The 25,577-nt window shown below is 32.8% G+C and carries 28 protein-coding genes; 22 read left to right on the top strand and 6 right to left on the bottom strand.

The features are described from left to right. Nucleotides 1–353: 353 nt before the first annotated feature. Nucleotides 354–983 carry a YktB family protein gene (locus tag ACX6U0_RS04980; RefSeq protein WP_464958854.1) on the bottom strand — a complete coding sequence of 210 codons (630 nt, stop codon included), beginning with the start codon at nt 981–983 and terminating at the stop codon, nt 354–356. A 198-nt stretch (nt 984–1,181) separates the two neighbouring features. On the opposite strand from ACX6U0_RS04980, the gene ACX6U0_RS04975 reads away from it, so the two are divergent. Both ACX6U0_RS04975 and ACX6U0_RS04970 read left to right on the top strand, forming a co-directional pair. Further along, nucleotides 1,182–1,370 (top strand): hypothetical protein, encoded by a 189-nt coding sequence (locus tag ACX6U0_RS04975; RefSeq protein WP_088000186.1) that lies wholly within the window; start codon nt 1,182–1,184, stop codon nt 1,368–1,370. 208 nt (nt 1,371–1,578) lie between these two features. Then, entirely contained in the window at nt 1,579–2,400 is an 822-nt protein-coding gene (locus ACX6U0_RS04970) for an inositol monophosphatase family protein (RefSeq protein ID WP_464958853.1), read from the top strand. Here the strand turns inward: ACX6U0_RS04970 and ACX6U0_RS04965 are convergent. After that, nucleotides 2,397–2,582, bottom strand: coding sequence for a DUF5325 family protein (locus ACX6U0_RS04965; protein ID WP_088000188.1), 186 nt, complete (start codon nt 2,580–2,582; stop codon nt 2,397–2,399). The genes ACX6U0_RS04970 and ACX6U0_RS04965 overlap by 4 nt on opposite strands. A gap of 198 nt (nt 2,583–2,780) precedes the next feature. On the opposite strand from ACX6U0_RS04965, the gene typA reads away from it, so the two are divergent. From typA to ACX6U0_RS04950, 3 genes are all read left to right on the top strand, one after another. Continuing rightward, nucleotides 2,781–4,622 (top strand): translational GTPase TypA, encoded by a 1,842-nt coding sequence (gene typA / locus ACX6U0_RS04960; RefSeq protein WP_464958886.1) that lies wholly within the window; start codon nt 2,781–2,783, stop codon nt 4,620–4,622. A gap of 88 nt (nt 4,623–4,710) precedes the next feature. After that, nucleotides 4,711–5,034 (top strand): YlaH-like family protein, encoded by a 324-nt coding sequence (locus ACX6U0_RS04955; RefSeq protein ID WP_377896760.1) that lies wholly within the window; start codon nt 4,711–4,713, stop codon nt 5,032–5,034. Between the two features lie 31 nt (nt 5,035–5,065). Beyond that, a complete protein-coding gene (locus ACX6U0_RS04950) occupies nt 5,066–5,338 on the top strand; it encodes a hypothetical protein (RefSeq protein ID WP_464958852.1) in 273 nt (90 codons plus the stop codon). Nucleotides 5,339–5,446: 108 nt separating this feature from the next. Here the strand turns inward: ACX6U0_RS04950 and ACX6U0_RS04945 are convergent, their stop codons facing one another. After that, complete coding sequence (locus ACX6U0_RS04945) at nt 5,447–5,647, bottom strand: YlaI family protein (RefSeq protein WP_088000190.1); 201 nt, start codon at nt 5,645–5,647, stop codon at nt 5,447–5,449. Between the two features lie 154 nt (nt 5,648–5,801). Here ACX6U0_RS04945 and ACX6U0_RS04940 point away from each other — a divergent pair, with 154 nt between their 5' ends. Continuing rightward, entirely contained in the window at nt 5,802–6,263 is a 462-nt protein-coding gene (locus tag ACX6U0_RS04940; protein ID WP_464958851.1) for a PNPOx family protein, read from the top strand. Nucleotides 6,264–6,419: 156 nt separating this feature from the next. Then, the gene (locus ACX6U0_RS04935; protein ID WP_464958850.1) at nt 6,420–7,748 is read left to right on the top strand and encodes a PhoH family protein; all 1,329 of its coding nucleotides are present in this window, start codon (nt 6,420–6,422) and stop codon (nt 7,746–7,748) included. A gap of 74 nt (nt 7,749–7,822) precedes the next feature. Here the strand turns inward: ACX6U0_RS04935 and ACX6U0_RS04930 are convergent, their stop codons facing one another. Then, nucleotides 7,823–8,311, bottom strand: a complete 489-nt coding sequence (locus ACX6U0_RS04930) for a peptidyl-prolyl cis-trans isomerase (protein ID WP_464958849.1) — start codon at nt 8,309–8,311, stop codon at nt 7,823–7,825. Nucleotides 8,312–8,650: 339 nt separating this feature from the next. On the opposite strand from ACX6U0_RS04930, the gene ACX6U0_RS04925 reads away from it, so the two are divergent. The 3 genes from ACX6U0_RS04925 (at nt 8,651) to pyc (ending at nt 13,781) form a co-directional block, all read left to right on the top strand. After that, nucleotides 8,651–8,941 carry an Fpa/YlaN family protein gene (locus tag ACX6U0_RS04925; RefSeq protein WP_088000194.1) on the top strand — a complete coding sequence of 97 codons (291 nt, stop codon included), beginning with the start codon at nt 8,651–8,653 and terminating at the stop codon, nt 8,939–8,941. 172 nt (nt 8,942–9,113) lie between these two features. Further along, entirely contained in the window at nt 9,114–10,256 is a 1,143-nt protein-coding gene (locus ACX6U0_RS04920) for an FtsW/RodA/SpoVE family cell cycle protein (protein WP_464958848.1), read from the top strand. A gap of 75 nt (nt 10,257–10,331) precedes the next feature. Further along, nucleotides 10,332–13,781, top strand: coding sequence for a pyruvate carboxylase (gene pyc / locus ACX6U0_RS04915; RefSeq protein ID WP_464958847.1), 3,450 nt, complete (start codon nt 10,332–10,334; stop codon nt 13,779–13,781). Between the two features lie 44 nt (nt 13,782–13,825). Here pyc and ACX6U0_RS04910 read toward each other — a convergent pair whose 3' ends face one another. Further along, complete coding sequence (locus ACX6U0_RS04910) at nt 13,826–14,761, bottom strand: COX15/CtaA family protein (RefSeq protein WP_464958846.1); 936 nt, start codon at nt 14,759–14,761, stop codon at nt 13,826–13,828. A 439-nt stretch (nt 14,762–15,200) separates the two neighbouring features. On the opposite strand from ACX6U0_RS04910, the gene cyoE reads away from it, so the two are divergent. The 7 genes from cyoE to ACX6U0_RS04875 all read left to right on the top strand — a co-directional run bounded on the left by cyoE (nt 15,201) and on the right by ACX6U0_RS04875 (nt 21,753). Next, nucleotides 15,201–16,082, top strand: coding sequence for a heme o synthase (gene cyoE / locus ACX6U0_RS04905; RefSeq protein WP_464958885.1), 882 nt, complete (start codon nt 15,201–15,203; stop codon nt 16,080–16,082). A gap of 95 nt (nt 16,083–16,177) precedes the next feature. Further along, nucleotides 16,178–17,221 carry a cytochrome c oxidase subunit II gene (gene coxB / locus ACX6U0_RS04900; protein WP_464958845.1) on the top strand — a complete coding sequence of 348 codons (1,044 nt, stop codon included), beginning with the start codon at nt 16,178–16,180 and terminating at the stop codon, nt 17,219–17,221. 31 nt (nt 17,222–17,252) lie between these two features. Next, nucleotides 17,253–19,109, top strand: coding sequence for a cytochrome c oxidase subunit I (ctaD, locus tag ACX6U0_RS04895; RefSeq protein WP_430509407.1), 1,857 nt, complete (start codon nt 17,253–17,255; stop codon nt 19,107–19,109). Next, entirely contained in the window at nt 19,109–19,732 is a 624-nt protein-coding gene (gene ctaE / locus ACX6U0_RS04890; protein ID WP_464958844.1) for a cytochrome c oxidase subunit III, read from the top strand. Before ctaD ends, ctaE begins: the two co-directional genes overlap by 1 nt. 3 nt (nt 19,733–19,735) lie before the next feature. Continuing rightward, nucleotides 19,736–20,077, top strand: a complete 342-nt coding sequence (gene ctaF / locus ACX6U0_RS04885) for a cytochrome c oxidase subunit IVB (protein WP_464958843.1) — start codon at nt 19,736–19,738, stop codon at nt 20,075–20,077. A 303-nt stretch (nt 20,078–20,380) separates the two neighbouring features. After that, nucleotides 20,381–21,280 (top strand): cytochrome c oxidase assembly factor CtaG, encoded by a 900-nt coding sequence (gene ctaG, locus ACX6U0_RS04880; protein WP_464958842.1) that lies wholly within the window; start codon nt 20,381–20,383, stop codon nt 21,278–21,280. 11 nt (nt 21,281–21,291) lie between these two features. Then, a complete protein-coding gene (locus ACX6U0_RS04875; protein ID WP_464958841.1) occupies nt 21,292–21,753 on the top strand; it encodes a DUF420 domain-containing protein in 462 nt (153 codons plus the stop codon). Between the two features lie 68 nt (nt 21,754–21,821). Here the strand turns inward: ACX6U0_RS04875 and ACX6U0_RS04870 are convergent, their stop codons facing one another. Continuing rightward, a complete protein-coding gene (locus ACX6U0_RS04870; RefSeq protein WP_088000204.1) occupies nt 21,822–22,193 on the bottom strand; it encodes a YugN family protein in 372 nt (123 codons plus the stop codon). 176 nt (nt 22,194–22,369) lie between these two features. Here ACX6U0_RS04870 and ACX6U0_RS04865 point away from each other — a divergent pair, with 176 nt between their 5' ends. The 5 genes from ACX6U0_RS04865 (at nt 22,370) to ACX6U0_RS04845 (ending at nt 25,396) form a co-directional block, all read left to right on the top strand. Next, complete coding sequence (locus ACX6U0_RS04865) at nt 22,370–23,416, top strand: CAP domain-containing protein (protein ID WP_464958840.1); 1,047 nt, start codon at nt 22,370–22,372, stop codon at nt 23,414–23,416. 115 nt (nt 23,417–23,531) lie between these two features. Further along, the gene (gene ylbD, locus ACX6U0_RS04860) at nt 23,532–23,942 is read left to right on the top strand and encodes a spore coat protein YlbD (protein ID WP_464958839.1); all 411 of its coding nucleotides are present in this window, start codon (nt 23,532–23,534) and stop codon (nt 23,940–23,942) included. A gap of 10 nt (nt 23,943–23,952) precedes the next feature. Next, nucleotides 23,953–24,243, top strand: a complete 291-nt coding sequence (locus tag ACX6U0_RS04855) for a YlbE-like family protein (protein WP_464958838.1) — start codon at nt 23,953–23,955, stop codon at nt 24,241–24,243. 64 nt (nt 24,244–24,307) lie between these two features. Continuing rightward, a complete protein-coding gene (locus tag ACX6U0_RS04850) occupies nt 24,308–24,880 on the top strand; it encodes a histidine phosphatase family protein (RefSeq protein ID WP_464958837.1) in 573 nt (190 codons plus the stop codon). 60 nt (nt 24,881–24,940) lie between these two features. After that, complete coding sequence (locus tag ACX6U0_RS04845; RefSeq protein ID WP_464958836.1) at nt 24,941–25,396, top strand: YlbF/YmcA family competence regulator; 456 nt, start codon at nt 24,941–24,943, stop codon at nt 25,394–25,396. Nucleotides 25,397–25,577: the final 181 nt, after the last annotated feature.

Here is a 25,577-nt window from a genome sequence, read left to right as displayed (position 1 = left end):
GAGCTAAACAGTCGCCTCCACATTTCGTGATGTCTAGTTCCGGCTCCTAGCTCCTCGAGTCATAAGCCAAACCCCATTAAAGGTAAAAAGCACCTTTATTGGTTTTTGTCTTATGCTTGTCGGAGCTGAACAGTCGCCTCCACATTTGGGATGTCTAGTTTCGGCTCCTTGCCCCTCGAGTCATAAGCCAATGCCTATTAAAGTTAAAATGCAACTTTTATAGTCCTTGTCTTATGCATGTCGGAGCAGAGCAGTCGCCTCCACTTTTCGGTCTGTCGAAAAATGTGAATAGATTGGGCATAGACTTTTGTTTTTGACATATGTATAATTAAACAACACTTATAAAAATTTATTCATTTTATACTGATTTCGTATAAAGGAAGTAAAGTGTTATAAGTATCTTTAATTGTTTGAATGAGATTTTCTTTTGAAATCGTAATGGCTTCATCTTTTGGAATTGTAATGCCACAAAGGTACTCAGCTTTTTTTACATCATGGAATCTTTGAATTCCTTGTTGGAAGTCATCTTTTTTCATTTTACTTCTTTGATGAACATCAGGCTTCATGTGGTCATAGGAAATAACAAAGTTTTTAGGTATTAGCTTAAATAGTTTGTTTTTATTTTTATCAAAATTTGTTGCAATCTTTTGTTTATTTGGACTTTCGTAAATAACGCCAAAAAGAACAAAAAGATGCGTGCCCCAAAGCCCAAACTGAAAATGAGGTAGCATTTTATATCCTCGTTTATTCGTTGCAAATGCGATCCAAGTGTCTTTTGGAGCATTAACTGTACGACGTGCGTGTTTGGCAATATGACTGAAGAATTCTTCATCAGTTGAGTTGTTTAAAAAAGGAAGGATTTCTTGTTCAATTTCCTTGAATTTTGGTTGAATTTCACTTTTAATAGCATCCATTCTAGTTTCTAAGGATGAGTCAGTTGTGAAGATGTTAAAATCGCTTTCTGTAAAAAATGGTTGATTCATTTTGGACCCCCTAGTATATAGTCTTTAAATAGTATACCATGATTGTCCACAAACAAATGGGTAGAATGTTTCACTATAAAATAGTTACATTATAAGCTCAAATAACATATATTAGTAGCAAAATAAAAATCAGAAAATTTTGTTAATTAAACTGAACACATTTTGTTTTGCCAACTTATATTCTATGGAGGGATAATAATGAGACAAGTGATTAATGCGTTAAAAAGAACTGATGCTGAGAAAAGAATTCCTGTACTTAGATTAGAATTAGATTATGAATTAGCAACATTATTCGATGCAATGACTATTAACGACAATGAAGCTATGATTGAATCTAAGAAAAAATTAGAAGTACTAAGATTAGAATTAATTCGTTTAGAAGCTTAGCGAGTATTAAATTACCGAACCTTTAAATAGGTTCGTTTTTCTGTGCACACATTTCATTAGCCCAACGATGTATCGTATGCCCACCCTCCAAAAAAGTTCCTCATTTTTATAATAAAATCATTTCATTAGGTTTTTTTAGGATATTATTGGTAAACTGATAAACAGAAGATATTTTATCAGTTTAGATGTAGACATTGGAGTGTTTAAAATGAAAGAAGATTGGACAAAAATAGAGCAATTTGCAAGAAACCTTCTGATTAATGCCACGAAAGATATTAAAAGTTCCTTATATGACTCCATTACTATTAATACAAAATCAAATGAAAATGACTTAGTAACAAATAAAGATGAAGAAATTCAAAAATATTTCTTCGAGAACATAAAAAAAGAATTTCCTCATCATTCCCTTCTCGGTGAAGAAGGAAAAGGTGAAGATCTAAAAAATGTAAACGGTATCGTCTGGATATTAGATCCAATTGATGGGACGATGAACTTTGTTCATCAAAAACGGAACTTTGCAATTTCATTAGGGATTTATGAGAATGGAATTGGGAAAATGGGCTTTATATTTGATGTAATACATAACGAATTATATTTTGCAAAAAACGGTGAAGGTGCTTATCTAAATGATCAAAAAATAAGCCCATTAAAAAATATCGTCATAGAAGAGGCGATTGTAGCAGTCAATGCGATTTGGTTGACAAAAAATCGATATTTAAATCATGAAAAACTAGGATTATTAGTAAAAAAAATAAGGGGTAGTCGTTCTTATGGTTCAGCAGCACTTGAGATGGTTTATGTAGCAACAGGTAGGATAGATGCATATATTACCCCTAGATTATCGCCATGGGATTTTGCGGCAGGGAAAATAATTGTAGAAGAGCTCGGCGGTATTTGTACGACTCTTACGAATGAAGAACTTTCGATTTTAAAAAATAGTTCAGTTTTAGTCAGTAACCCGTCGATACAAAATGAGTTGTTGACCAATTATATAGAATTTCTTCCTGAAAAAAAGGAAGGTAAGTTTTAAAGCTTACCTTCTCTTTTTAATTTAGCGCGTAAAATAAATCCATATCCTACTGAAAAAATCGAAGCAATAAGTGCGATAATAGCTCCAATAACGCTTTTTTCTGCTAATAAAATACCAACAAGAATTAAGAAAATGACAGATAATAGTGCTACAAATAATAGACGATATTTAATGCTCGACATGATGAAACCTCCTGTTCCTATTCTTATTTTACTTAAAGTATATATGTATGTAAATTTGAAAAAAACAATATTTACGAAATTTTTATATTAATTTTATATAGGATTAAAAACATTTAGTTGAAAAATTATGTCATGCATGTGCTATAATGTTTTAGTTAATAATGAAAATAGATGTGGAAACATTTTAGGAGTGAATATATTTTGAAAAAAAGAGAAGATTTACGCAATATTGCTATTATTGCGCACGTTGACCATGGTAAAACAACTTTAGTTGATGAACTATTAAAACAATCTGGTACATTCCGTTCTAACGAAAATGTTAACGAACGTGCAATGGACTCTAACGATATAGAGCGTGAACGTGGTATTACGATTTTAGCGAAAAACACTGCAATTCAATATGAAGGTAAACGTATCAACATCATGGATACTCCAGGTCACGCTGACTTTGGTGGAGAAGTAGAACGTATCATGAAAATGGTTGATGGTGTACTATTAGTAGTTGATGCATATGAAGGATGTATGCCTCAAACACGTTTCGTACTGAAAAAAGCATTAGAACAGCATTTAACACCAATCGTTGTTGTAAATAAAATTGACCGTGACTTTGCTCGCCCAAATGAAGTAGTAGATGAAGTTATCGATCTATTTATTGAATTAGGTGCTGATGAAGATCAATTAGAATTCCCAGTTGTATTCGCTTCAGCGATCAACGGTACTTCAAGCTTAGATTCAGATCCAGCGAAACAAGAAGGAAACATGAATGCATTATTTGATACAATTATTGAGCACATTCCAGCTCCAATTGATAATAGTGAAGAGCCATTACAATTCCAAGTTACATTATTAGATTATAATGATTATGTTGGTCGTATTGGTATTGGTCGTATTTTCCGTGGAACAATGAAAGTTGGTCAATCAGTTGCCTTAATGAAACTTGATGGATCAGTAAAACAATTCCGTATTACAAAAATGTTTGGATTTATCGGATTAAAACGTATTGAAATTGAAGAAGCTCAAGCTGGAGATTTAGTAGCAGTTTCTGGTATGGAAGATATCAACGTTGGTGAAACAGTTTGTCCTGCAGAATACCAAGATGCACTTCCAATCTTACGTATTGACGAGCCAACTCTTCAAATGACGTTCTTAGTAAATAACTCACCATTTGCTGGTCGCGAAGGTAAGTTTGTAACTTCTCGTAAAATTGAAGAAAGATTATTACAAGAACTTCAAACAGACGTAAGTTTACGTGTTGAAAACACTGATTCACCTGATGTTTGGATTGTTAGTGGACGTGGAGAGCTTCACTTATCAATCTTAATTGAAAACATGCGTCGTGAAGGTTATGAGTTACAGGTTTCTAAACCAGAAGTTATCATTCGTGATATTGATGGCGTAAAATGTGAGCCTGTTGAGCATGTTCAAATTGATGTTCCTGAGGAGTACACTGGTTCAATTATGGAATCAATGGGTGCTCGTAAAGGTGAAATGCGCGACATGGTTAATAATGGTAGCGGTCAAGTTCGTTTAACATTTATGGTACCAGCTCGTGGCTTAATTGGTTATACAACAGAGTTTTTAACATTAACTCGTGGCTATGGTATTATTAACCATACATTTGATAGTTATCAACCTGCAATCCAAGGTCAAGTTGGTGGACGTCGTCAAGGTGTATTAGTTTCTATGGAAACTGGTAAAGCTTCAACTTATGGTATCATGGGCTTAGAAGACCGTGGTGTAATCTTCCTTGAAGTTGGTACAGAAGTATATGATGGAATGATTGTTGGTGAACACAACCGTGAAAATGACTTATCAGTAAACGTTGTTAAGGTTAAGCAAGCAACAAACATTCGTTCAGCAAATAAAGATCAAACAACTACAATGAAAAAACCACGTATCATGACGCTGGAAGAATCATTAGAATACTTAAATGATGATGAGTACTGTGAAGTAACACCTACATCAATTCGTTTACGTAAAAAGATTCTTGATAAGAATGAGCGTGAGCGTGTAGCGAAAAAGAAAAAATTCGCAGAGTAAGAATAAATTATTTAAAATAATTATGATATAATAAAAACCGACTAACATATTAGTCGGTTTTTTATTAACGTTTAGGGGGATAACGAAATTGGCTCCAAATGAATTAGACAAGTTAGAGTTTGTTATTAGAAATATAATAAAGATAACGAATGAAGATTTTCAATTGTCGATGTGGATTTTATATGGATTAATTATTGTATTAAGTATAGCGGTCTATCACTTAGGTTTTGCGAAAAAACTTAGTATCATAAAAATGTTAATCACTTATGTATTACTATGTGTAGGTTGTACATTCTTAACATTTTTAGCACTTCGAATTCCAATTGTAGAGGCATTGCTTGCAAGTGTATTTGTTTTAGGGATTTATAAAATACGATTACATCAATCTAAAAAAAATAATGCAACTACATAGTTAATTTGTTAATAGAAAGTGGGATTTTAGGATGAATTCTGTTCAGGATGCTTTATATAACTGGTTAACAATAAAAGTGATATATGATGGAAGACCATCTGATGAAGCAGCAAAAGAGACGTATGAAATGTTTGATACAATTTTAAAAGAGGATCATAAAGTTTCCAATATTAAAATTGAAGTAATGGAGGATTTCTACTTAATCTCATTCACTCAAGGTGAAAAGGATCGAACGACTCGTTTTCCAATTGAAATGATCGATTGTTTTTTAGATCAAGTAAAAGTGAATCCTGAAAAATATTAATACTACTGCTCTTTGGAAACTCATTTTTTCTTGTTGCAGTTCCTAGCGATCACTGTAAATACCAAAAGCCTAGAAAGAATTCTAGGCTTTTTTATTTTGCGTTTGTTATTACCATTCGTCATTATCTTTTATTGGTTTTTGAAAACGGAATTTTCCAGTAGCAATTCTTTGCTCTGTTTTTATCGTAATCCTGTCATAGCATTCAGAACAAGTGTATGTATGGATTGGTCGATTGCGTAGTTTTTTAGCGATTGGTGATTCATCACTAATTGATTCTGATTTATCACAGATCATACATTTAACTCTCATGTAAAGTTTCTCTCCTTATATCTGTAACTTAAGTTAACATAATTATAACAGGTTTTAGAATATATTTTTATAAATCAAATTAATAAGCAGGAAGTTTTTATATAAACTTTGAATTATCTTAGTATACTCTTTATTTGAAGGAGATGAAACAGTGATGGCAAACAGTATCGAAAAAGAATTGTCACCAGTTTTACTTGAAGACTGTAATAAAGAAAAAATTGTCTTATTAAGTACAATTAGTAGTGAGAAAAGCATTCCTGTTATGAATGCAATTTCATGGTTTATTGCTTTAGATGAGAAAACAATTCGATTTGCGATCGATCAACGTTCATTAGTTGTTTCAAATGTTGAGGCAAATAGAACTGTTTCATTTAGCTTATTTTCGAATGAAACCGTCTATAACATTTTAGGTGATGCAAAAGTGTTAACAAAGCAAATGCCTACTATTCCGTTGAAATTAGCATGTATTGAAGTCAAAATTAATGAAGTGAAAAATATTTTATTTTATGGTTCGAAAATTATTACAGAACCACAATATGCAAAAACGTATGATGAAAGAGCTGCAAAGAAATTAGATGATGCTGTTTTAAATGGCTTAAGAACGCTTGAAGTTTGATGGCATGATAAAACGTATTCTAAAGTAGAGAGAAATTCATATAATATATAAACGGTTCGTCCATACTTCACTAGTAACCTAACTGTTTTTAAAACTTGCACTTAGAATTTAATTCAAATATTTTATTCTGTGTTATTTGAGTCAGGAGGTTAAGGATTGAGTAAAATATACGTTCTCGACACCAATGTACTATTGCAAGATCCACTAGCAATCTTTTCATTTGATGACAATGATGTAGTTGTACCTGCTGTTGTATTAGAAGAGGTAGATTCAAAGAAGAGATATATGGATGAAGTAGGTCGCAATGCTAGGTATGTTTCCAAATTAATCGATAGCTTTCGAGAACTAGGGAAATTACATGAAAGTATTCCTCTTGAAAATGGTGGTACGTTTAGAATTGAACTAAATCATCGTTCGTTTCAGCAGTTACAAGAAATATTTGTTGAAAAAACAAATGATAATCGAATTTTAGCAGTCGCGAAGAATTTATCTCTCGAAGAAGAAGCAAAAGTTGATGGCAAAACAGTTATATTAGTTAGTAAAGACACTTTGGTGCGTGTCAAAGCTGATGCATTAAACTTATTGGCGGAAGATTACTTAAGTGATCGAGTGGTAGAGGTTGACCATATATATACTGGCTATCTAGAGTACTACATAAATACGGAGCTACTAAATAAGTTTTATGAAAAAACTGAATTACCAGTATCTGACGTTGCGAACCATCCTTTTTATCCAAATCAATTTGTTGTTTTGAAAGATGCTTTAGGAGGTTCAAGCTCAGCGCTTGGTATTGTAGACCAATCAGGTACAAAAATTAAAAAATTCGTTTTTTCTAATGATCATATTTGGGGCATTCGTCCAAGGAACGCACAACAATCAATGGCGTTAGAACTACTGTTACGAGATGATATTCCACTTGTAACATTAATTGGGAAAGCAGGGACTGGCAAAACTTTATTAGCTTTAGCAGCGGGTCTTATGCAAACAGAAGATTTACAAAACTATAAAAAATTATTAGTTGCAAGACCAATTGTTCCTGTCGGGAAGGACTTAGGTTATTTACCTGGTGAGAAGGATGAAAAGCTAAGACCTTGGATGCAACCAATTTATGATAATCTTGAATACTTGTTTAATACGAAAAAACCTGGGGAACTTGATGCAATATTAGCTGGTATGGGTTCTATTGAGGTAGAGGCACTAACTTATATAAGGGGTAGAAGTATTCCAGAGCAATTTATCATTATTGATGAGGCCCAAAATTTAACTAGACACGAGGTAAAAACGATATTAACTCGAGTAGGGGATAAGAGTAAAATTGTCTTAATGGGAGATCCAGAACAAATTGATCACCCGTATTTAGATGAATATAACAATGGTTTGACTTATGTTGTTGAAAAATTTAAAGATCAGAAAATAAGTGGTCACGTGAAGCTCGTTAAAGGAGAGAGATCATCGATTGCTCAATTAGCAGCAGATTTATTGTAAATAAGTAATGGTGCAGTAAATCTTTCAAATTAGTCATTGTAAAAAACATCCTACAAATTCGTAGGATGTTTTTGTTAGAAAATTATTTTTTGTATTGATGTAATCGGTGTATCTTTATTTGAACCATCTTTAAAATATAAATGAACTGGACCTTCTTCAATAATTCTTTTTCCGTTGTTAGAAAATGCTAAATATGATTCGTAAACAGTTTCAAACGGTAATGTAATCGTTGATTTTTCTGTCTGAATCGTAACGTTCTGTTCTCGAGATTTGGGTTTACTATTATCGATAAAATATGAAAATGGCATAACATACGTTTTTTCAAGCCATTCTTTCTTTGTTTGAGCAAATGGGATACTAGTATCTACTTTTGCTCCTTCAATAATTTCTCGATCCCAATGTTTTGAAACACTCTTCGTGTATTTTTCAATAGCGTTTTCCGTTTCAATGTTCCCTTTAAAAATAAGCTCAAGTTCAATTTTTCTTTCATCAAAGATCCATACACTTGGATCAATTGTTAGTGGGTGCTCGACCTCACCAGTAATTAAAAATACATCACTCATTTGTTGTCTCCCCCGGAGTTTAAATTATATATATAGTTTACGACTAATTCTAAGAGTAAAGCAATGTATTGATATAGAAAACTGTTTACCTTAAAAATATTGATATGAAAAATTGAATTATAGAGTATAATGAATAGAACTTACATTTTATAATAGTTAAAATGTTTCATAATAGGAAATACTTTAATACAATTAAATTGAAGTGATTTTTGTAAATAATAGTCAACATGAACTTGAATGCATTTTACATATTATAATAATGACGTTTTTAAGTTGATTTTTCTTTAAAAGAACTATAATATTAAGAAGTATAGCTTGTACGGAAGCGGAGGGAGAAAATTGAGGTCTGATGCTGTAACGGATTACAAAGATAAAGCATTCGAATTATTAAAAAAAGATGCTGAAAAAATTTTAAAACTTATAAATGTACAACTTGATCATTTAACAATGCCACAATGCCCTCTATATGAAGAGGTTTTAGATACTCAAATGTTCGGTTTATCGAGAGAAATCGATTTTGCATCTCGACTTGGATTAATTGAAGTTGAGCAAGGTAAAGAGCTTCTATCAGAACTAGAACGTCAATTATCTGCTTTGCATGATGCTTTTACTAATCAAAAAAATAAATAGTTAGTATGATCCAAAAGCTCAAACAATACTTTGTTTGAGCTTTTTTGTTTTATTTTAATTGCATAAGGAATTAATCTATGAATCTATGTTACAATATTGATATTTATAAAGGGAATTTCCCAAAATAGTTGAATACATAATGTATAAAGAATTGAAGCAGGGATGATTAGCAATGTTAAAAAAATATTTAAAAAATATGGACTATATGATTATTGTTCCATTACTAATTTTATGTTTATTTGGATTAATTATGGTATATAGTGCTAGCTCGGCATTACCAACCATTCGCTATCAAAGTGAAAATTGGGCAAGTGATCATTTTTTTCGTAAACAGCTGCTTGCATTTGAAGTTGGTATGGGTGCTTTTGTTTTATTAACGTTAATACCCTCAACAATCTTTAAAAAAAGAATTATTTTATTATTAAATCTACTAATTAGTTTAGGGTTATTAATAGCTGTATTAGCGTTTGGACAAGTGGTTAATAATGCCAAAAGTTGGGTGTTTGGGATACAACCTGCTGAATTAATAAAATTGAGTTCGATCATTTTACTAGCGGGTTGGTACTCAAAAAGACAAAAAGGGATTACAAGGAATTGGAAGATGTTATTTGCTCCTTGGTTAATCATTATGTTATACGTCATTTTATTACGTATGCAACCAGATACAGGTACGGCCATTTTAATTATTGCAACTTGTGCTGTTGTTTCATTTTGTAGTGGGTTTATTGTAAAAAGACTAATTCTTTTGTTTACTGCAGGAATTATCGTTTTATATCCTTTAGTAAGTTTTTGTGTAAGTTTTGGTGTTGGACTAACAGATGTACAAGTTAATCGATTTCTAGCATTTCGAAATCCATTTGATTATGCACAAGATATTGGTTTTCAAATAGTCAATTCGTTAATTGCTTTTGCCAATGGCGGTTTTACTGGAGTGGGATTAGGTAAAAGTATTCAAAAGTTAGGTTACTTACCAGAACCACATACTGACTTTATATTAGCCATAATTGGAGAAGAAACAGGTTTGATTGGCGTTATCATTGTCATCATTTGTATATTTTTAATTGTTTGGCGTGGTTTACTAATTGCACATCAATCAAATGATTCATTTGATTCATTATTGGCAACAGGAATTTGTGCATTGATTGCTATTCAAACATTTGTAAATATCGGTGGTGTTACATCGCTAATCCCATTGACAGGTGTACCTTTACCATTTGTAAGTTATGGCGGTACGTCAATGATGGTGATGTTATCAATGGTAGGTATGTTAATGAATATTTCCATTCGCAATAAAATGAATAAAGAAACGTTATAATCTGTTTCTTAATGCAATCATAGATTACATTTCATTTTTAATCATTTATCTTTCATGAATACAGGAGGCATTATTATGACTTATACGAAACAAATTAAAAAAGTTTTAGTTGCTAACCGTGGCGAAATCGCTATTCGTGTATTTCGAGCATGTACTGAGTTAGGTATTCGCACCGTAGGTATTTATTCAAAGGAAGATGAAGGGTCATATCACCGTTATAAAGCGGATGAAGCATATATCGTTGGAAAAGGTAAAAAACCAATTGATGCTTACCTTGATATTGAAGGGATTATTGAAATTGCAAAGAAAAATAATGTAGATGCTGTCCACCCTGGGTATGGTTTCTTATCTGAAAACATTAAATTTGCTCAAAGATGTGAAGAAGAGGGCATTATTTTCATTGGTCCTCATTCAAAACACTTAGATATTTTTGGAGACAAAATTAAAGCAAAGCATGAAGCGTTAAAAGCTAAGCTTCCAATTATACCAGGAAGTAATGGTCCAGTTGAAACGCTTCAGGATGTTGTAGAATTTGGAGAAACTTATGGATTCCCAATCATTATTAAAGCTGCTCTTGGCGGCGGTGGAAGAGGTATGCGAATTGTCCGTAATAGCTCTGGTTTAAAAGAAGCTTTTGATCGAGCAAAATCAGAAGCAAAAGCTGCATTCGGTAATGATGAGGTTTACGTAGAAAAATATATTGAAAATCCTAAACATATCGAAGTTCAGATTTTAGGTGACCACCAAGGTAATATCATTCATTTGTATGAAAGAGACTGCTCAATTCAACGTAGACATCAAAAATTAGTTGAAGTTGCTCCGTGTACATCAATCACTGAAGAATTAAGACAGCGTATTTGTGAAGCGGCAGTTCAATTAATGAAAGATGTTGAGTATGTTAATGCAGGGACAGTTGAATTTTTAGTTTCTGGAAATGATTTTTATTTTATAGAAGTAAATCCACGTGTTCAAGTTGAGCATACGATCACTGAGATGATCACAGGAATCGATATTGTACAAACTCAAATTCTAATTGCACAAGGTAATAGTTTACATAATGAAAAAGTAGGAATTCCATTACAAAATGATATTCCTAGAATTGGTTTTGCAATTCAAGCGCGTGTAACAACAGAAGATCCATTAAATAATTTTATGCCAGACACTGGAAAAATCATGGCTTACCGTTCTGGTGGTGGTTTTGGTGTACGTTTAGATACGGGGAATAGCTTCCAAGGAGCTGTTATTACACCTTACTATGATTCGTTATTGGTTAAAGTTACGACTCATGCACTGACATTTGAAGGTGCTGTAGCAAAATTAAATAGAAACTTGAAAGAGTTCCGTATTCGTGGAATTAAGACAAATATTCCATTTTTAGAAAATGTTATGCAACACAATGATTTCTTATCTGGTGAATATAATACGTCATTTGTTGACTCATCACCTGAATTATTCGTATTTGCAAAACGAAGAGACCGTGGGACAAAATTATTGAATTATATTGGAAATGTAACTGTAAATGGGTTCCCAGGTATTTCGTCTTCAGAAAAACCAGCATTTGAAGATGTCATTATTCCAAATGTAAGTGATATCCAGATTGCAGATAAAGGGACAAAGCAATTATTAGATGAACTTGGTCCAGATGAATTTTCAAAGTGGTTAAAAAATCAGCCAAATGTTTTGTTTACTGATACAACTTTTAGAGATGCACATCAATCACTTTTGGCAACTAGAATCCGTTCGAAAGACCTACAAGCTGTGGCAGAGCAAACATCAAAATTGTTACCGAATCTTTTCTCAATGGAAATGTGGGGAGGCGCAACGTTTGATGTAGCATACCGATTCTTAAATGAAGACCCATGGGAAAGATTATTAACTTTAAGACAGCAAGTACCAAATATCTTATTCCAAATGTTATTACGTGGCTCAAATGCTGTTGGTTATAAAAATTATCCTGACAATTTAGTGAAAAAGTTTATTGAAGCATCAGCACAAGCAGGAATTGATGTGTTCCGTATTTTCGATAGCTTAAACTGGATAAAGGGTATGGAGGTTGCTATTGATGCTGTTCGCGATAATGGCAAATTAGCAGAAGCTTCTATTTGTTACACAGGTGATATTTTAGATCCATCTAGAACGAAATATAACTTAGCTTATTACAAAGAGCTTGCTAAGGATTTAGAATCAGCAGGTGCGCATATATTAGCGATTAAGGATATGGCAGGTCTCTTAAAGCCACAAGCGGCTTATGCGTTAATTAGCGAGCTGAAGGCGACGGTAGACTTACCAATCCATCTTCATACTCACGATACGAGTGGAAATGGTTTATACACATATGTAAAAGCAATAGAGGCTGGTATTGATGTAGTCGATGTTGCAATTGGTAGTATGTCAGGCTTAACATCACAACCAAGTGTAAACAGTTTATATTATGCACTTCAAGGTTCAGACTTTGAAACTAATTTAAATATTAATGGATTAGAACAATTATCTACGTATTGGGAAGGCGTACGTAAATATTATAGTAGTTTTGAAAGCGGAATGGTGTCACCGCACACAGAGGTGTACCAGCATGAAATGCCAGGTGGACAATACTCTAATTTAAAACAACAAGCAAAAGCAGTAGGGTTAGGGGATCGTTTTGAAGCCGTAAAAGATATGTATGGTCGTGTAAACCAACTATTTGGTGATGTTGTGAAAGTAACACCTTCATCTAAAGTAGTAGGTGATATGGCATTATTTATGGTACAAAATAATCTTGTTGAAGATGATATCTATGAAAAAGGTGACGGAATTGATTTCCCAGATTCAGTAGTAGAATTCTTTGAAGGACAGTTAGGTCAGCCACATGGAGGGTTCCCTAAGAGCCTACAGCGTGTCATCTTAAAAGGGAAACAGCCTTTGACAGAAAGAGCTGGCGAGACGTTAAAACCGATCGATTTTAAAGATGTGGAAGAATATTTATACCGTACATTAAAACGACAAGTTACCAATTTTGATATTTTATCTTATTGCTTATATCCGAAAGTATTTATGGATTATCAAAACAATTTTGATAGTTATGGTGACCTTTCAGTGTTAGATACACCTTCATTCTTCTATGGAATGAAATTAGATGAAGAAATTAAAGTTGATATTGAACGTGGAAAAACATTGATTGTGAAATTAGTATCGATTGGACAAGCACAACCTGATGCAACAAGAGTGATCTATTTTGAATTAAATGGTCAGCCACGTGAAATAGTGGTGAAAGATTATTCTATTAAGTCAACCGTTGTTCAAAAAAGAAAAGGCGATTCTAGCAATCCAAACCATATTAATGCGACAATGCCAGGAACAGTATTAAATGTTTTAGTTAAAAAAGGTGATGTTGTTGAAAAAGGACAAACATTAGCGATTACTGAGGCAATGAAGATGGAAACAACTGTACAATCTCCATTTACTGGAGTAGTAAGAGATTTATTTATTACATCTGGTGAGAGTATTTCAACAGGAGACTTATTAATTGAATTAGGACAAAAATAATAAAAAGGTATTTCTTCAGTGTTTAGCTGAGGAAATACCTTTTTTTATGAAATCACTTTATTTTGTTGTAATTGGGAATTTGATTTTTTACTTCTAGCACTTAGTAGACATTGGAAGCTCAAAATCGCAAATAAGCAAGAAATTAAAATGGCATGTGTTAACGCGACATAAATGTTTAAGTTTGTTAAAATGATGAATGCGCCACAAATAACTTGTAAAGTAACAATAATTGCTGATACGAGCCATCCTACATATATTCCACGTTCTTTTCGATAGTTTTTATAAGCATGAATAAAGGCGATGATGACCCAAAGGAATAAAATGAATGCCGCTATGCGATGACCCATCTGTACCCATTCATGAAATTGAGTAGGGAATCCGTTATTGGCTTTACTACACATTGGCCAGCTTGGACAAACCAAACTTGCATTCTCATGCCTTACAAGTGCACCTGTATAAACGACTAAATATGAGTAAATCCATAGTCCGTACGTATGAATTTTCATTGTTTTTCCAACAAAAAACGTATCTTTTTGATAATTTCTATCACGTTCAAAAATTAGTAATGTTAACATAACAACAGCAGCGAAACAGATTAATGAGATTCCAAAATGAATTGCTTTAACTGCAGGAACTTGTCCCCAAACAACTGCTGCAGCTCCAATTAATGCTTGTGCAACTAAAAAAACACATGAGATGATTGCTAAAAATTTCGTTTCTCTTTTATGTGGAATAATAATCCAAGCAAGCACCGCTAATAATAATACTGACATTCCTGCAAGACCAGATGCTGCTCTATGTGATAATTCAATTACTGTTTCAATTGTTAAATTATCAGGAATGATTTGACCTTTACATAATGGCCAAGATTTTCCGCATCCAAGTCCAGAATTTGTCTTTGTTACGAGTGCCCCACCCAGTAAAACAATAAGAAGTACGAATGAGGTCAATAATGAAACCCCTTTTAAAACACGTAGCAAAGTATATACACCCACTTTTATAAAATAATAATAATTGTTAAAATTTATCTATTAAAAAAATTATTCTGCTAATAATACTTCTATATCATATAAGATTACGACATAAAATTCAAAGATAACCTTTCATTTTAGACATAATATTTGTTTTTTCTACACATAGGATGTATTCAATTTTAAAATATAGAAATAATTAATTTTATAATTAAATAGTATTTAGTATTGAAAAGCTAGACTGTTTACGTTAAAATTTTTTTGAAACGTACACAATTTGTTCATATATTTATCACAAATATTTCATTTGATTTAGTTTAATAGAAATAGGTTAAAATTTAATTATAATTAAACAAAATTATATTCGCTTAATGAAATATGAAGTTTTGTTGAAAAGAGGAGGATTGACTTGGAACAATTAGCAAATAATGTTTCTAATGATAGGGAAATGGATCATCCTTCTTCTTCACTAAAGAAAGATTTACTTTCTTTAATGAAAATAGGGATCGTGAATTCTAATATACTGACAACGTTTACAGGAATTTGGTTAGCTATCCAATTAAATGGATTAGATATATTAGATACTTTACCAAAAGCAATTTTAACAATTATAGGTTCATCGTTAATCATTGCAGGTTCTTGTGTAATCAATAACTATATTGATCGAGATATTGATCCATACATGGAAAGAACCAAAAATAGGCCAACTGTAACAGGGAATATCAAACCAAGTGTTACAATTTCAATTGGAATTATGTTACTAATCGTTGGTTTTACTTTTATGGCTTTTACTACTTTAATGGCTGTTGTATATGCATTTATTGGTGCATTTACATATATCGTACTATACACTCTTTGGACGAAACGTAATTACACGTTAAACACAGTAGTAGGTAGTATATCTGGTGCAGCACCCCCATTAATTGGATGGGCAGCGATTGATGCAGATTTGCATTTTATTGCTTGGATGCTGTTTTTAATCATGTTTATTTGGCAACCACCACATTTTTTAGCATTAGCAATGCGTCGCTCTGAAGAATACAAAAGAGCAGGTATCCCTATGTTACCAGTGGTGTACGGATTTGAAATGACGAAACGTCAAGTGATGATCTGGGTACTTTGTTTATTACCTCTGCCATTTTACATGCAAGATCTAGGTTTACCATTTATTATTTTTGCAACAATATTGAATATAGGATGGATAGTATTAGGAATTTATTGTTATAAACAAAAGAACGATCAAAAGTTCTCAAAACTAATGTTTATTTACTCGATAAATTATTTAACACTTCTATTCATGTCAATGATTGTGTTTACAATTTCGTTTTAGTTAGGGGTATTACGGGGGAAAATTTTATCGTTTGTTTAATCTTATTTTCAAATAAGAATGAAACACTTTAAATTGAAAGAGGGGGAAGTATACTTATGAAACATTGGCGATTAGTCTCGCTAATTTCCTTGATAGCAGTGATATTGAGTGGATGTGTTGGTAATCCAAATCAATCTACATTGATACCTCAAGGTGAAGTAGCAGAAATGCAGTACGAGCTTATGAAGCTAAGTACTATTATTATGGTATTTGTTGTTGCTGTTGTAACAGTACTTTTCCTTTATGTTGTCGTTAAGTTCCGTCATCGTAAAGGAGAAAAAGATGTTATTCCAAAACAAGTTGAAGGTAGTCATACTTTAGAGCTTCTTTGGACTATTATTCCTGTTATCTTACTTATCATTTTAGCAGTTCCAACTGTATCACAAACTTTTAAGCTTTCTGATGAAAAGCAAATCGCAAAAGATGAGAAAAAGAAAGATGCAATTGTTGTCAATGTAAACGCTCATCTTTTCTGGTGGGAATTTGAGTATCCAAAATCAAAAATTGTCACGTCTCAGGACATGATTATCCCAGTTGGTAAAAAAGTAATCTTAAACTTAAAAGGTGAAGATATTAAACACTCATTCTGGGTACCATCATTAGCAGGTAAAATTGATACAAACGTTGAAGGCACAAACAGAATGTGGTTATCAGCAGATAAAGAAGGTACATATAATGGTTTTTGTGCAGAATTTTGTGGTCCTTCACATTCTTTAATGCAATTTAAAGTAAAAGCTGTTAGTCAAGAAGAGTATGATCAATGGTTAGTTTCGATGAAAGATCAAAAAGGTCAAGCTGTAACTGCAGATGCTAGCGAGGGAGAAAAAATCTTCCAACAAAGCTGTATCGGTTGTCATGCTGCTGATGCAAATGACACAAGACCACCAGCTGCACGTCTTGCACCAAACTTAGCTAATTTCGGTGACCGTGAAATGGTTGCTGGTATTAAAGATAACAACGAAAAAAACTTAAAAGCATGGTTAAAAGATCCTGAATCAATGAAGCCAGGTAACCTAATGACAGGTAAATATGGTGACTTATCTGATGAAGAGATTGATGCTTTATCTGCTTACTTACTAAGCTTAAAAATTGCAAAATAATGGATGGATATGAAGCAAAGGGGGTAATACTGTGAGTTCTGTAGGGCATAAGAAACCACTTATATGGGACTATTTAACGACAGTCGACCATAAGAAAATTGCGATCCTGTATTTAATAGCAGGTGGTCTATTCTTCTTAGTTGGTGGAATGGAAGCGTTATTTATTCGATTACAATTAGCAATTCCTGACAACACCTTTTTAGTAGGTGATGCATATAACCAAGTATTAACAATGCATGGTACAACAATGATTTTCTTAGCGGCAATGCCGTTAATATTTGCATTCTTTAACGCGATCGTGCCTTTACAAATTGGTGCACGTGACGTAGCATTCCCGTTCTTAAATGCTTTAGGTTTTTGGTTATTCTTCTTCGGTGGAATTTTCTTAAACTTAAGTTGGTTTTTAGGTGGAGCGCCTGATGCAGGTTGGACTTCATACGCAACATTAGCTTTAGCTAGTAAATCTCATGGTGTAGACTTCTATTTACTAGGTCTACAGGTTTCAGGTATTGGTACATTAGCTGGGGGTATTAACTTCTTAGCAACAATTATAAACATGCGAGCTCCTGGTATGACTTATATGCGTATGCCACTATTTACTTGGACAGTATTTGTAACATCAGCATTAATTTTATTCGCTTTCCCAGCATTAACAATTGGTTTAGCATTATTAATGTTCGATCGCCTATTTGGTACAGCGTTCTTTGACGCTTCATTAGGTGGTAACTCAATGATCTTTGAACATTTATTCTGGATCTTCGGACATCCGGAAGTATATATTCTTGTTTTACCGGCCTTTGGTATCTTCTCAGATATCATTCCAGCATTCTCTAAGAAACGCTTATTCGGATATTCTTCAATGGTATTCGCAACAGTATTAATCGGTTTCTTAGGTTTCATGGTATGGGCTCACCATATGTTCACTGATGGACTTGGTGCAGTTGCAAATGCGATCTTCGCAGTAGCAACAATGGCAATCGCTGTTCCAACTGGTGTTAAGATCTTTAACTGGTTATTAACAATTTGGGGCGGTCAAGTACGTTTCACAACAGCAATGCTTTGGTCAGTTGCTTTTATTCCTTCATTCGTTTTAGGTGGAGTAACTGGTATTATGAATGCTGCAGCTCCTGCTGACTATCAGTTCCATGATAGTTATTTCGTAGTAGCTCACTTCCATTACGTAATCGTAGGTGGGGTAGTATTCGGTTTATTCGCTGGTGCACATTACTGGTGGCCAAAAATGTTTGGTAAAATCTTAAATGAAAAATTAGGAATTCTAACTTTCATTTTATTCTTTATTGGTTTCCATTTAACATTCTTTATCCAGCATTTCTTAGGATTAATGGGTATGCCTCGTCGTTACTTTACATATTTACCAGGACAAGGTTTAGAAACAGGAAACTTAATCAGTTCAGTTGGTGCAGCCTTCATGGGTGTTGCAACAATCGTGTTATTAATCAATGTAATTTACACAGCTGTTAAAGGAGAAAAAGCAGAAGGCGATGCTTGGGGTGTAGGTCGTACACTTGAGTGGGCAATTTCTTCTCCAGCTCCTGAATATAACTTTGCTCAAATTCCATACGTTCGTGGATTAGATGCTTTATGGGTAGAAAAAATGGACGGTAACGGTAAAATGACACCTGCTGAACCACTAGGTGACATTCATATGCCAAATTCATCTATTCTTCCATTCGTTATGTCACTAGGATTATTTATTGCTTCATTTGGGGCATTATATAATGATGGTTTAAAAAATCATACAGCAGTAGGTGTTTTAATCCTTGGCTTAGTGATTACGTTCGGATGTATGTTCTTACGTTCATGGATTGATGATCATGGTTATCATATTCATAAAGAAGATTTAGCGGACGAGGGGGTTAAAGCATAATGGAAATGAATCAAAAATTTACTGCTGAAACGTTCCCGCATAACCCTGAAAAAGCAACAGAAGAAGGTAAAAATAAGTTCTTAGCATTTTGGCTATTTCTAGGTGGAGAGACAGTACTATTCGCTTCATTATTCGGTACGTTTTTAGCGTTAAGAAACTCTACTGCTGGTGGAGCAAGTGCAAGTGAAATGTTTGAACCTACATTAGTGTTCATTGCTACAATGTTACTTTTAACATCATCACTAACAAGTGTATATGCTATGTATCATATGAAAAATTTCGAACATAAGAAAATGATGCTATGGTTAGGAATTACACTTTTATTAGGTTTAGGTTTCTTATTATTAGAAATTTACGAGTTTAGACACTATATGCACGAATATGAGTTTACAATGCAAAGTAGTGCATTTGGTTCTGCATTCTATACATTAGTTGGAACGCATGGTGCTCACGTATTTGTTGGGTTACTTTGGATCGGTACACTAATGTTAAGAAACGCTGGAAGAGGTTTAAATTTATACAATGCGCCTAAGTTCTACGTAGCAAGTCTATACTGGCACTTTATCGACGTTGTATGGATTTTCATCTTTACAGTAGTATACTTAATGGGAATGGTGGGATAAGGAATGGGTACAAATACAAACTCTCATCAAGGTCACAATCAAGTTGAATTAAAGTACCACAGACGTAAACATGCAGAAGAAATGAAGCAACAAGTTATCTCGTTCTTATTCATGATCGTTTTAACACTAGCTTCATTTGCGGCAGTTATTTACCGTGAACATATGGATGCATATTTCACAGTACCGTTTATCTTGTTATTAGCTGTAGTTCAGTTAGTTTTCCAACTTTATTACTTCATGCACATGAAGAATAGAGGACATAGCACAACGTCATTCTTCTTATATTCTGGATTGACTGTTGCGATCATTACACTTTTAACATTCTTAACTTTAATCTGGCTGTAATGAAAAGAGGAAGTGAATACTATTCACTTCCTTTTTCTATGTCAAAATAGTGTCGCTTATGAGTTGAATGCTTTCAAGTGATCTTACTAATAATAATTATATTTAGACATAATTCTGTCATACTTAAATTTGAACAAATTGTTCATAGTGGTATATAATTTAGTAGTATAATAGTTTGAATTGTGTATTTTTCTATTATAAAATCTAATTACTACTAAGATGCTTTCTTTTTCGACATCATTATATTAATGTAAGTAGTAGTGATCAGAAAGAGTGAATTCAAGAGATAAAGGGTGTGCATCGATGATTAATTTAAGTATGTTCGGATTCAAAGCTCTTTGGAGTCCTTACTTATTCGTATTTTTACTATTGGTAATTGCTGGATATTTTTATTTGATTCATAAATATCAATCAAAACAAAATGTAACGGAAACAAAACAAAAAGTCTATTTTATACTTAGTATTGCAATTATTTATATCGCTCAAGGTAGTCCAATTGATTTAATTGGTCATATTATCTTTAGTGCACATATGACAGAAATGGGCTTATTGTACTTAGTTGCTCCAATATTTTTGATTATCGGTATTCCTAATTGGTTATGGAATAAAATATTAAAACCTAAATTTGTAAATGGCTTTTTTACTTTTTTTACAAAGCCATTGATCGCATTAATTATTTTTAATGGTGTTTTTTCACTTTATCATTACCCATTAATATTTGATTTCGTAAAGACGGATAATGTTTATCACTTTTTATTTACGAATGTATTATTCTTTATGGCTATTTTCATGTGGTTCCCAGTTATGAATAATTTAGCGGAAAGACAAACTTTATCTGATATTCAAAAAATTGGTTATATGTTCGCAAATGGTATTTTATTAACACCTGCTTGTGCGTTAATCATTTTTTCAGGTCATCCATTCTATGCTACTTACAATGATCCAGTATTGTGGAGTAAGGCTATGGAATTATGTGTATCACCTGATATATTAAAATCATTAAATATTTCTGGACCAGAAGTATTGAACTTCATGACTGCTCGAGAAGATCAACAAGTTGGCGGTGTAGTTATGAAAATTGTCCAGGAAATAGTATATGGATGGGTTATTGGTTATAACTTCTTTAAATGGGCTAAAAGAGAACAAAATGGAAATAAAATTGATCCAATCAGTAGTAATCCATTATTGCTTAAAAAATCGTAGGGGTGGAAATTTTGAATTTACCAATTTTACCAACAATTAGTACAAGCTTTATTGTCATTAGTGCAATTTTAGTTGCAATTGGCTGGGTACTAATAGCTAAAAGAAATGTAGAAGCACATAAAAAAGTAATGTTCTTTGCTGGAGTATTCGCTTTATCATTTTTTATCGTATATGCTTCTAGAACAATCTTTATTGGAAACACAAACTTTGGTGGACCAGAGCACTTAAAATTGTATTATCATATCTTTTTATTCTTCCATATATTCTTAGCCACTACAGGTGGAGTATTTGGACTTGTATCTTTAATTTCTGGATTTAAAAATAAATTAAAGTTACATAAGAAAATTGGCCCAATTACTAGTATTATTTGGTTCTTTACTGCTATTACAGGTGTGTTTGTTTATTTCCTACTTTATGTATTGTATGAAGGTGGAGAAACAACTTCGGTGATTAAAGCGGTTTTAGGATTCTAATTTAAAAAAGTTAAAATAAAAGAGTGAGTAATAGAAGTTGTACTTCTATTACTCACTCTTTTTAATAATTATAGAATAATGAACTTACTAACAAGTGCGATTTGCTCTTCTGCTTTTTTCAGTAAATCTGCACTCTTATCTAATACTGCTTGAGGGAAGTTTTCACCTTCACCATACTCTACACCATGTGGGTAGTAATACTTACCTAATAATGGAGTTAGTAATTGAATTTTACCTTTGCTAGATTCAACGTGACCTTCAACAGAATAACCTTGTACACGTAGATAGTAAATTTCATTGCGAAGTTCAAATTTATAATCGTAAGTTACACGTTCGTAATCCCATTGACCTGCAAGGACAAAACCTAATTCTTCCATGATTTCATTTAATAATTTTACATTCACTACATGATTTTCTAAATTTGTATTTTCAAATTTCATGTTATTACCCCCTAAATTACTTAGAAAAAATCCCTACTAATATAATATTATCAATGACAATAATTAGCAATGAAAAGCTGATAAATGTATTTTAACTAATTTATATATTTTTTTGAATAATTTGGCTACAATGTATATATATAAATTAGATTACTACCGAGAAGGGAAGATAAAAATTGGAAAAGCTTTTAAAACTTTTCTTTTTTACAATAAGTTTCGTAACCGTATTTATATTCAGTCCACTTATTAAAGATTGGTTTATAAATATAACGAACGTGAATCAATTTCAAAGAGTCGATGAAGTTCAAGTACCTTTGACTGAACACACAGATACGAAAAGTGCAGCTAGCTTTTCAGTCATAGAATATATCGGTAAAAATGAACAAGAAGTGATGAAAGTTTATGGTAAGCCAACGCGAAAGGTTCCTTCTCAATATGATTATGATTGGCTCATTTACGATAAAGATCCAACAAATTACATACAATTTGGTGTTTTTAATGGTACGGTAGTGACAGTTTATGCTGCTGGAAATAAAATAGATGTATCTCCTTTTTCAATAGGTAGTCATTATGAAGAATCTATTGATCATGTGAATTTACATGAGAAGTTGTCTTTCTCATTACTAAATAATGAATATACATTTAAATTATCAACAACGGATTTACATGAACGACCACTTGTTGCAGTGAATGATAGTTATGCTCAACTTTATTTTGACCGATTTACTGGAAGTTTATTAGGTGTTAGATTCCTTTCTCCTGAAACGCTCATAAAGCAAAGACCATACGAATTAGTCTATAGTGGTAAATTAATTAGTCCAAATCCTTTAAATGAAGCGAAACAAGCAATAGTAGATCGAGAAGAAGAAAAACAAATTTTTAATCTGACAAATGTATACCGTAAAAGAATGAATTTATCAACATTAAAATGGAATGATGAAGCTTCAAAAGTAGCATTAGGTCATAGTAAAGATATGGTTGAGAACAAATATTTTGATCATCATTCATCATTGTACGGTAGCTTAGCTGATCGATTAAATGATGCTGATGTTCCTTATCGATTAGCTGGTGAAAATATTTCTGCAAATTATGTTGATGGAATTGCTTCTGTTTATGGTTGGATTAACTCTAAAGGTCACCGTGTGAATATGTATAAGAAAGATTACACCACACTTGGAGTTGGAGCATTTAAAAAATATTACACTCAAAATTTCATTAAATAATCAAAATCAAGCGGTAACGTTTCGTTATGTGCTTGGTTTTTTTATTTCCATACAAGCACGAAATTATTCTTCATACATAATTTTGTAATAAATGCTTTAAATTGGAGTGAGATGTGTGAGAAATAGTCAAAACCGTCCATCTATCGAACAATTCAGGCAATTTGTCAAAGAGCATCCTAAGCTAAGAGATGAAGTCAAAAAAGGAAAGAAGACGTGGCAACAATTTTTTGAAGACTGGTATTTATATGGTGAAGATAGTGATGAATGGGATGCTTATAGATCAGATAGTGGTAAAGCAACATCAAAAAAAGATTCAAAGAAAGAGCAATCCGGAGAAGGATATGTAGGGAAAGTGATGTCCTTTGTTAAGAATTTAGATCCAGATTCAATTCAAGATCATTTATCAAATGTAAATTCAACTTTAAATAATATTCAGCAATTAATTTCTCAATTTAAGTCTCCTGCATCGTCTAGTCAGCGTGAAGAAAAGAAAACGTCACAACCGTTTAACTTCAGACAGGATTAAGGAGGATGAAATGAGAAAAGATGTATTAGATTTTCTACAGAGTGATGAAGAGTATATTAAATTTATTAGGCAACAACCAAAATGGTATAGAAAACTTTCACGTAATCCTGAATTAACTGAAGACTTTAGACTTGCCTCTTTAGAGTTTTTTGGAAAAACGATTCCTCAGCGTGTAGATAAATTGCAAAATCAAGTTCAAATGGCATCTTTTATGATTGATATGTTTCAAGTATTAAAGGAACAGCAAGATCAAATTAGTACAACTGATTCTGCTGATACGACTGAAAATGAAAATGATTAATATTTTAAACTGTCATAGCTTTTTGCTACAATAAGGAATACAAGTTTCGAAAGGAGCAAAAGTTATGACAGAAATTTGTTTAGTAAGACATGGACAAACTGATTGGAATCTCAATCATATCATCCAAGGAAGAGAAGATATTCCCTTAAATGAAACGGGAAAAAAACAAGCATATGATAGCGCACGTTTTCTAAGTGGAGAAAAATGGGATGCAATTATAACGAGTCCATTATCTAGGGCAAAAGAAACAGCAATGGCCATTGCTGAGTTTACAAGTATAGATCAAATAATGGAAGATGATCGATTTGTTGAAAGAGAATTTGGAGAGGCTAGCGGAAGACCTGTATCTGAATTTCATGACCATATATATAATGACAATGTAGTTGGAATGGAGACAAATGAGCTTTTAATCCAAAGAGCATTTCATGCACTCCAAGATATTGCTGAAATTCATAAAGGTAAAAGAATTGTGATCGTTGCTCATTCACATACAATTAAAGCAATTTTACATGCAATTGATCCTATTAAAGTTCCATTTCAAACTGTTTTAAAAAATGCATGTGCCAATTATATTGAATATAAAGATGGTAACTGGAAGATTAATGCATTTAATGTATCCGATCATATAAATAGCTAAGCATCTACTTTTATTTTCCGAATTAATTATGGTATAGTTTATACTTGGAGGTGTAAGGAAATGTACGCAACAATTGAAACCTTGCAACTTATGACAGTATCAGAAGAAATTGCTTCTATGATCGTACAATCTGATGTTGCAGATCAGTATAGAGCTTCATATATAGCCTTAAATAGTGACAAAACCGCGCAAGACATCATCCAACGCTTTACAAAGACGAAAGACTTATATGAGGATGTTCAACGATTCGGAAAGTACCATCCTGATTATAAAGAAATTCGTAAAAATATGAGTGAAATCAAAAGAGAACTTCAATTGAATGAAACAATTGCTGCTTTTAAAAAAGCGGAAGATGCGATTCAGTTGCTGTTAGATGAGACAAGCTTCTTAATTGCTCAATCAGTTTCACCATCAGTAAAAGTACCAGCTGGTAATCCATACTTTGTGAATACTGGTGGAGGCTGTAGCACCGGTGGATGCGGTACAGGCGGTAAATGCGGATGTAAAACAAAGTAATATACTATGTAAGAATGACTCATTAATGAATAGTGAGTCTTCTTTTTTTATTAAGGCTCACAGTAGGACAAGTAAGGTAGGTTATATAAACGACGTACAGTTGTAGCGCATTATCATCCATCATACGGACAAAAGAGGCTTGAGCTTCACTTCACGGTAATGGAGTATCTTGGAGTTAACT

It is taken from the genome of Gottfriedia sp. ABJ_BB2_2, from assembly GCF_055484705.1.
Note: the sequence above shows the minus strand (reverse complement) of the source record. Positions and strands in the feature narration are given on the sequence as shown.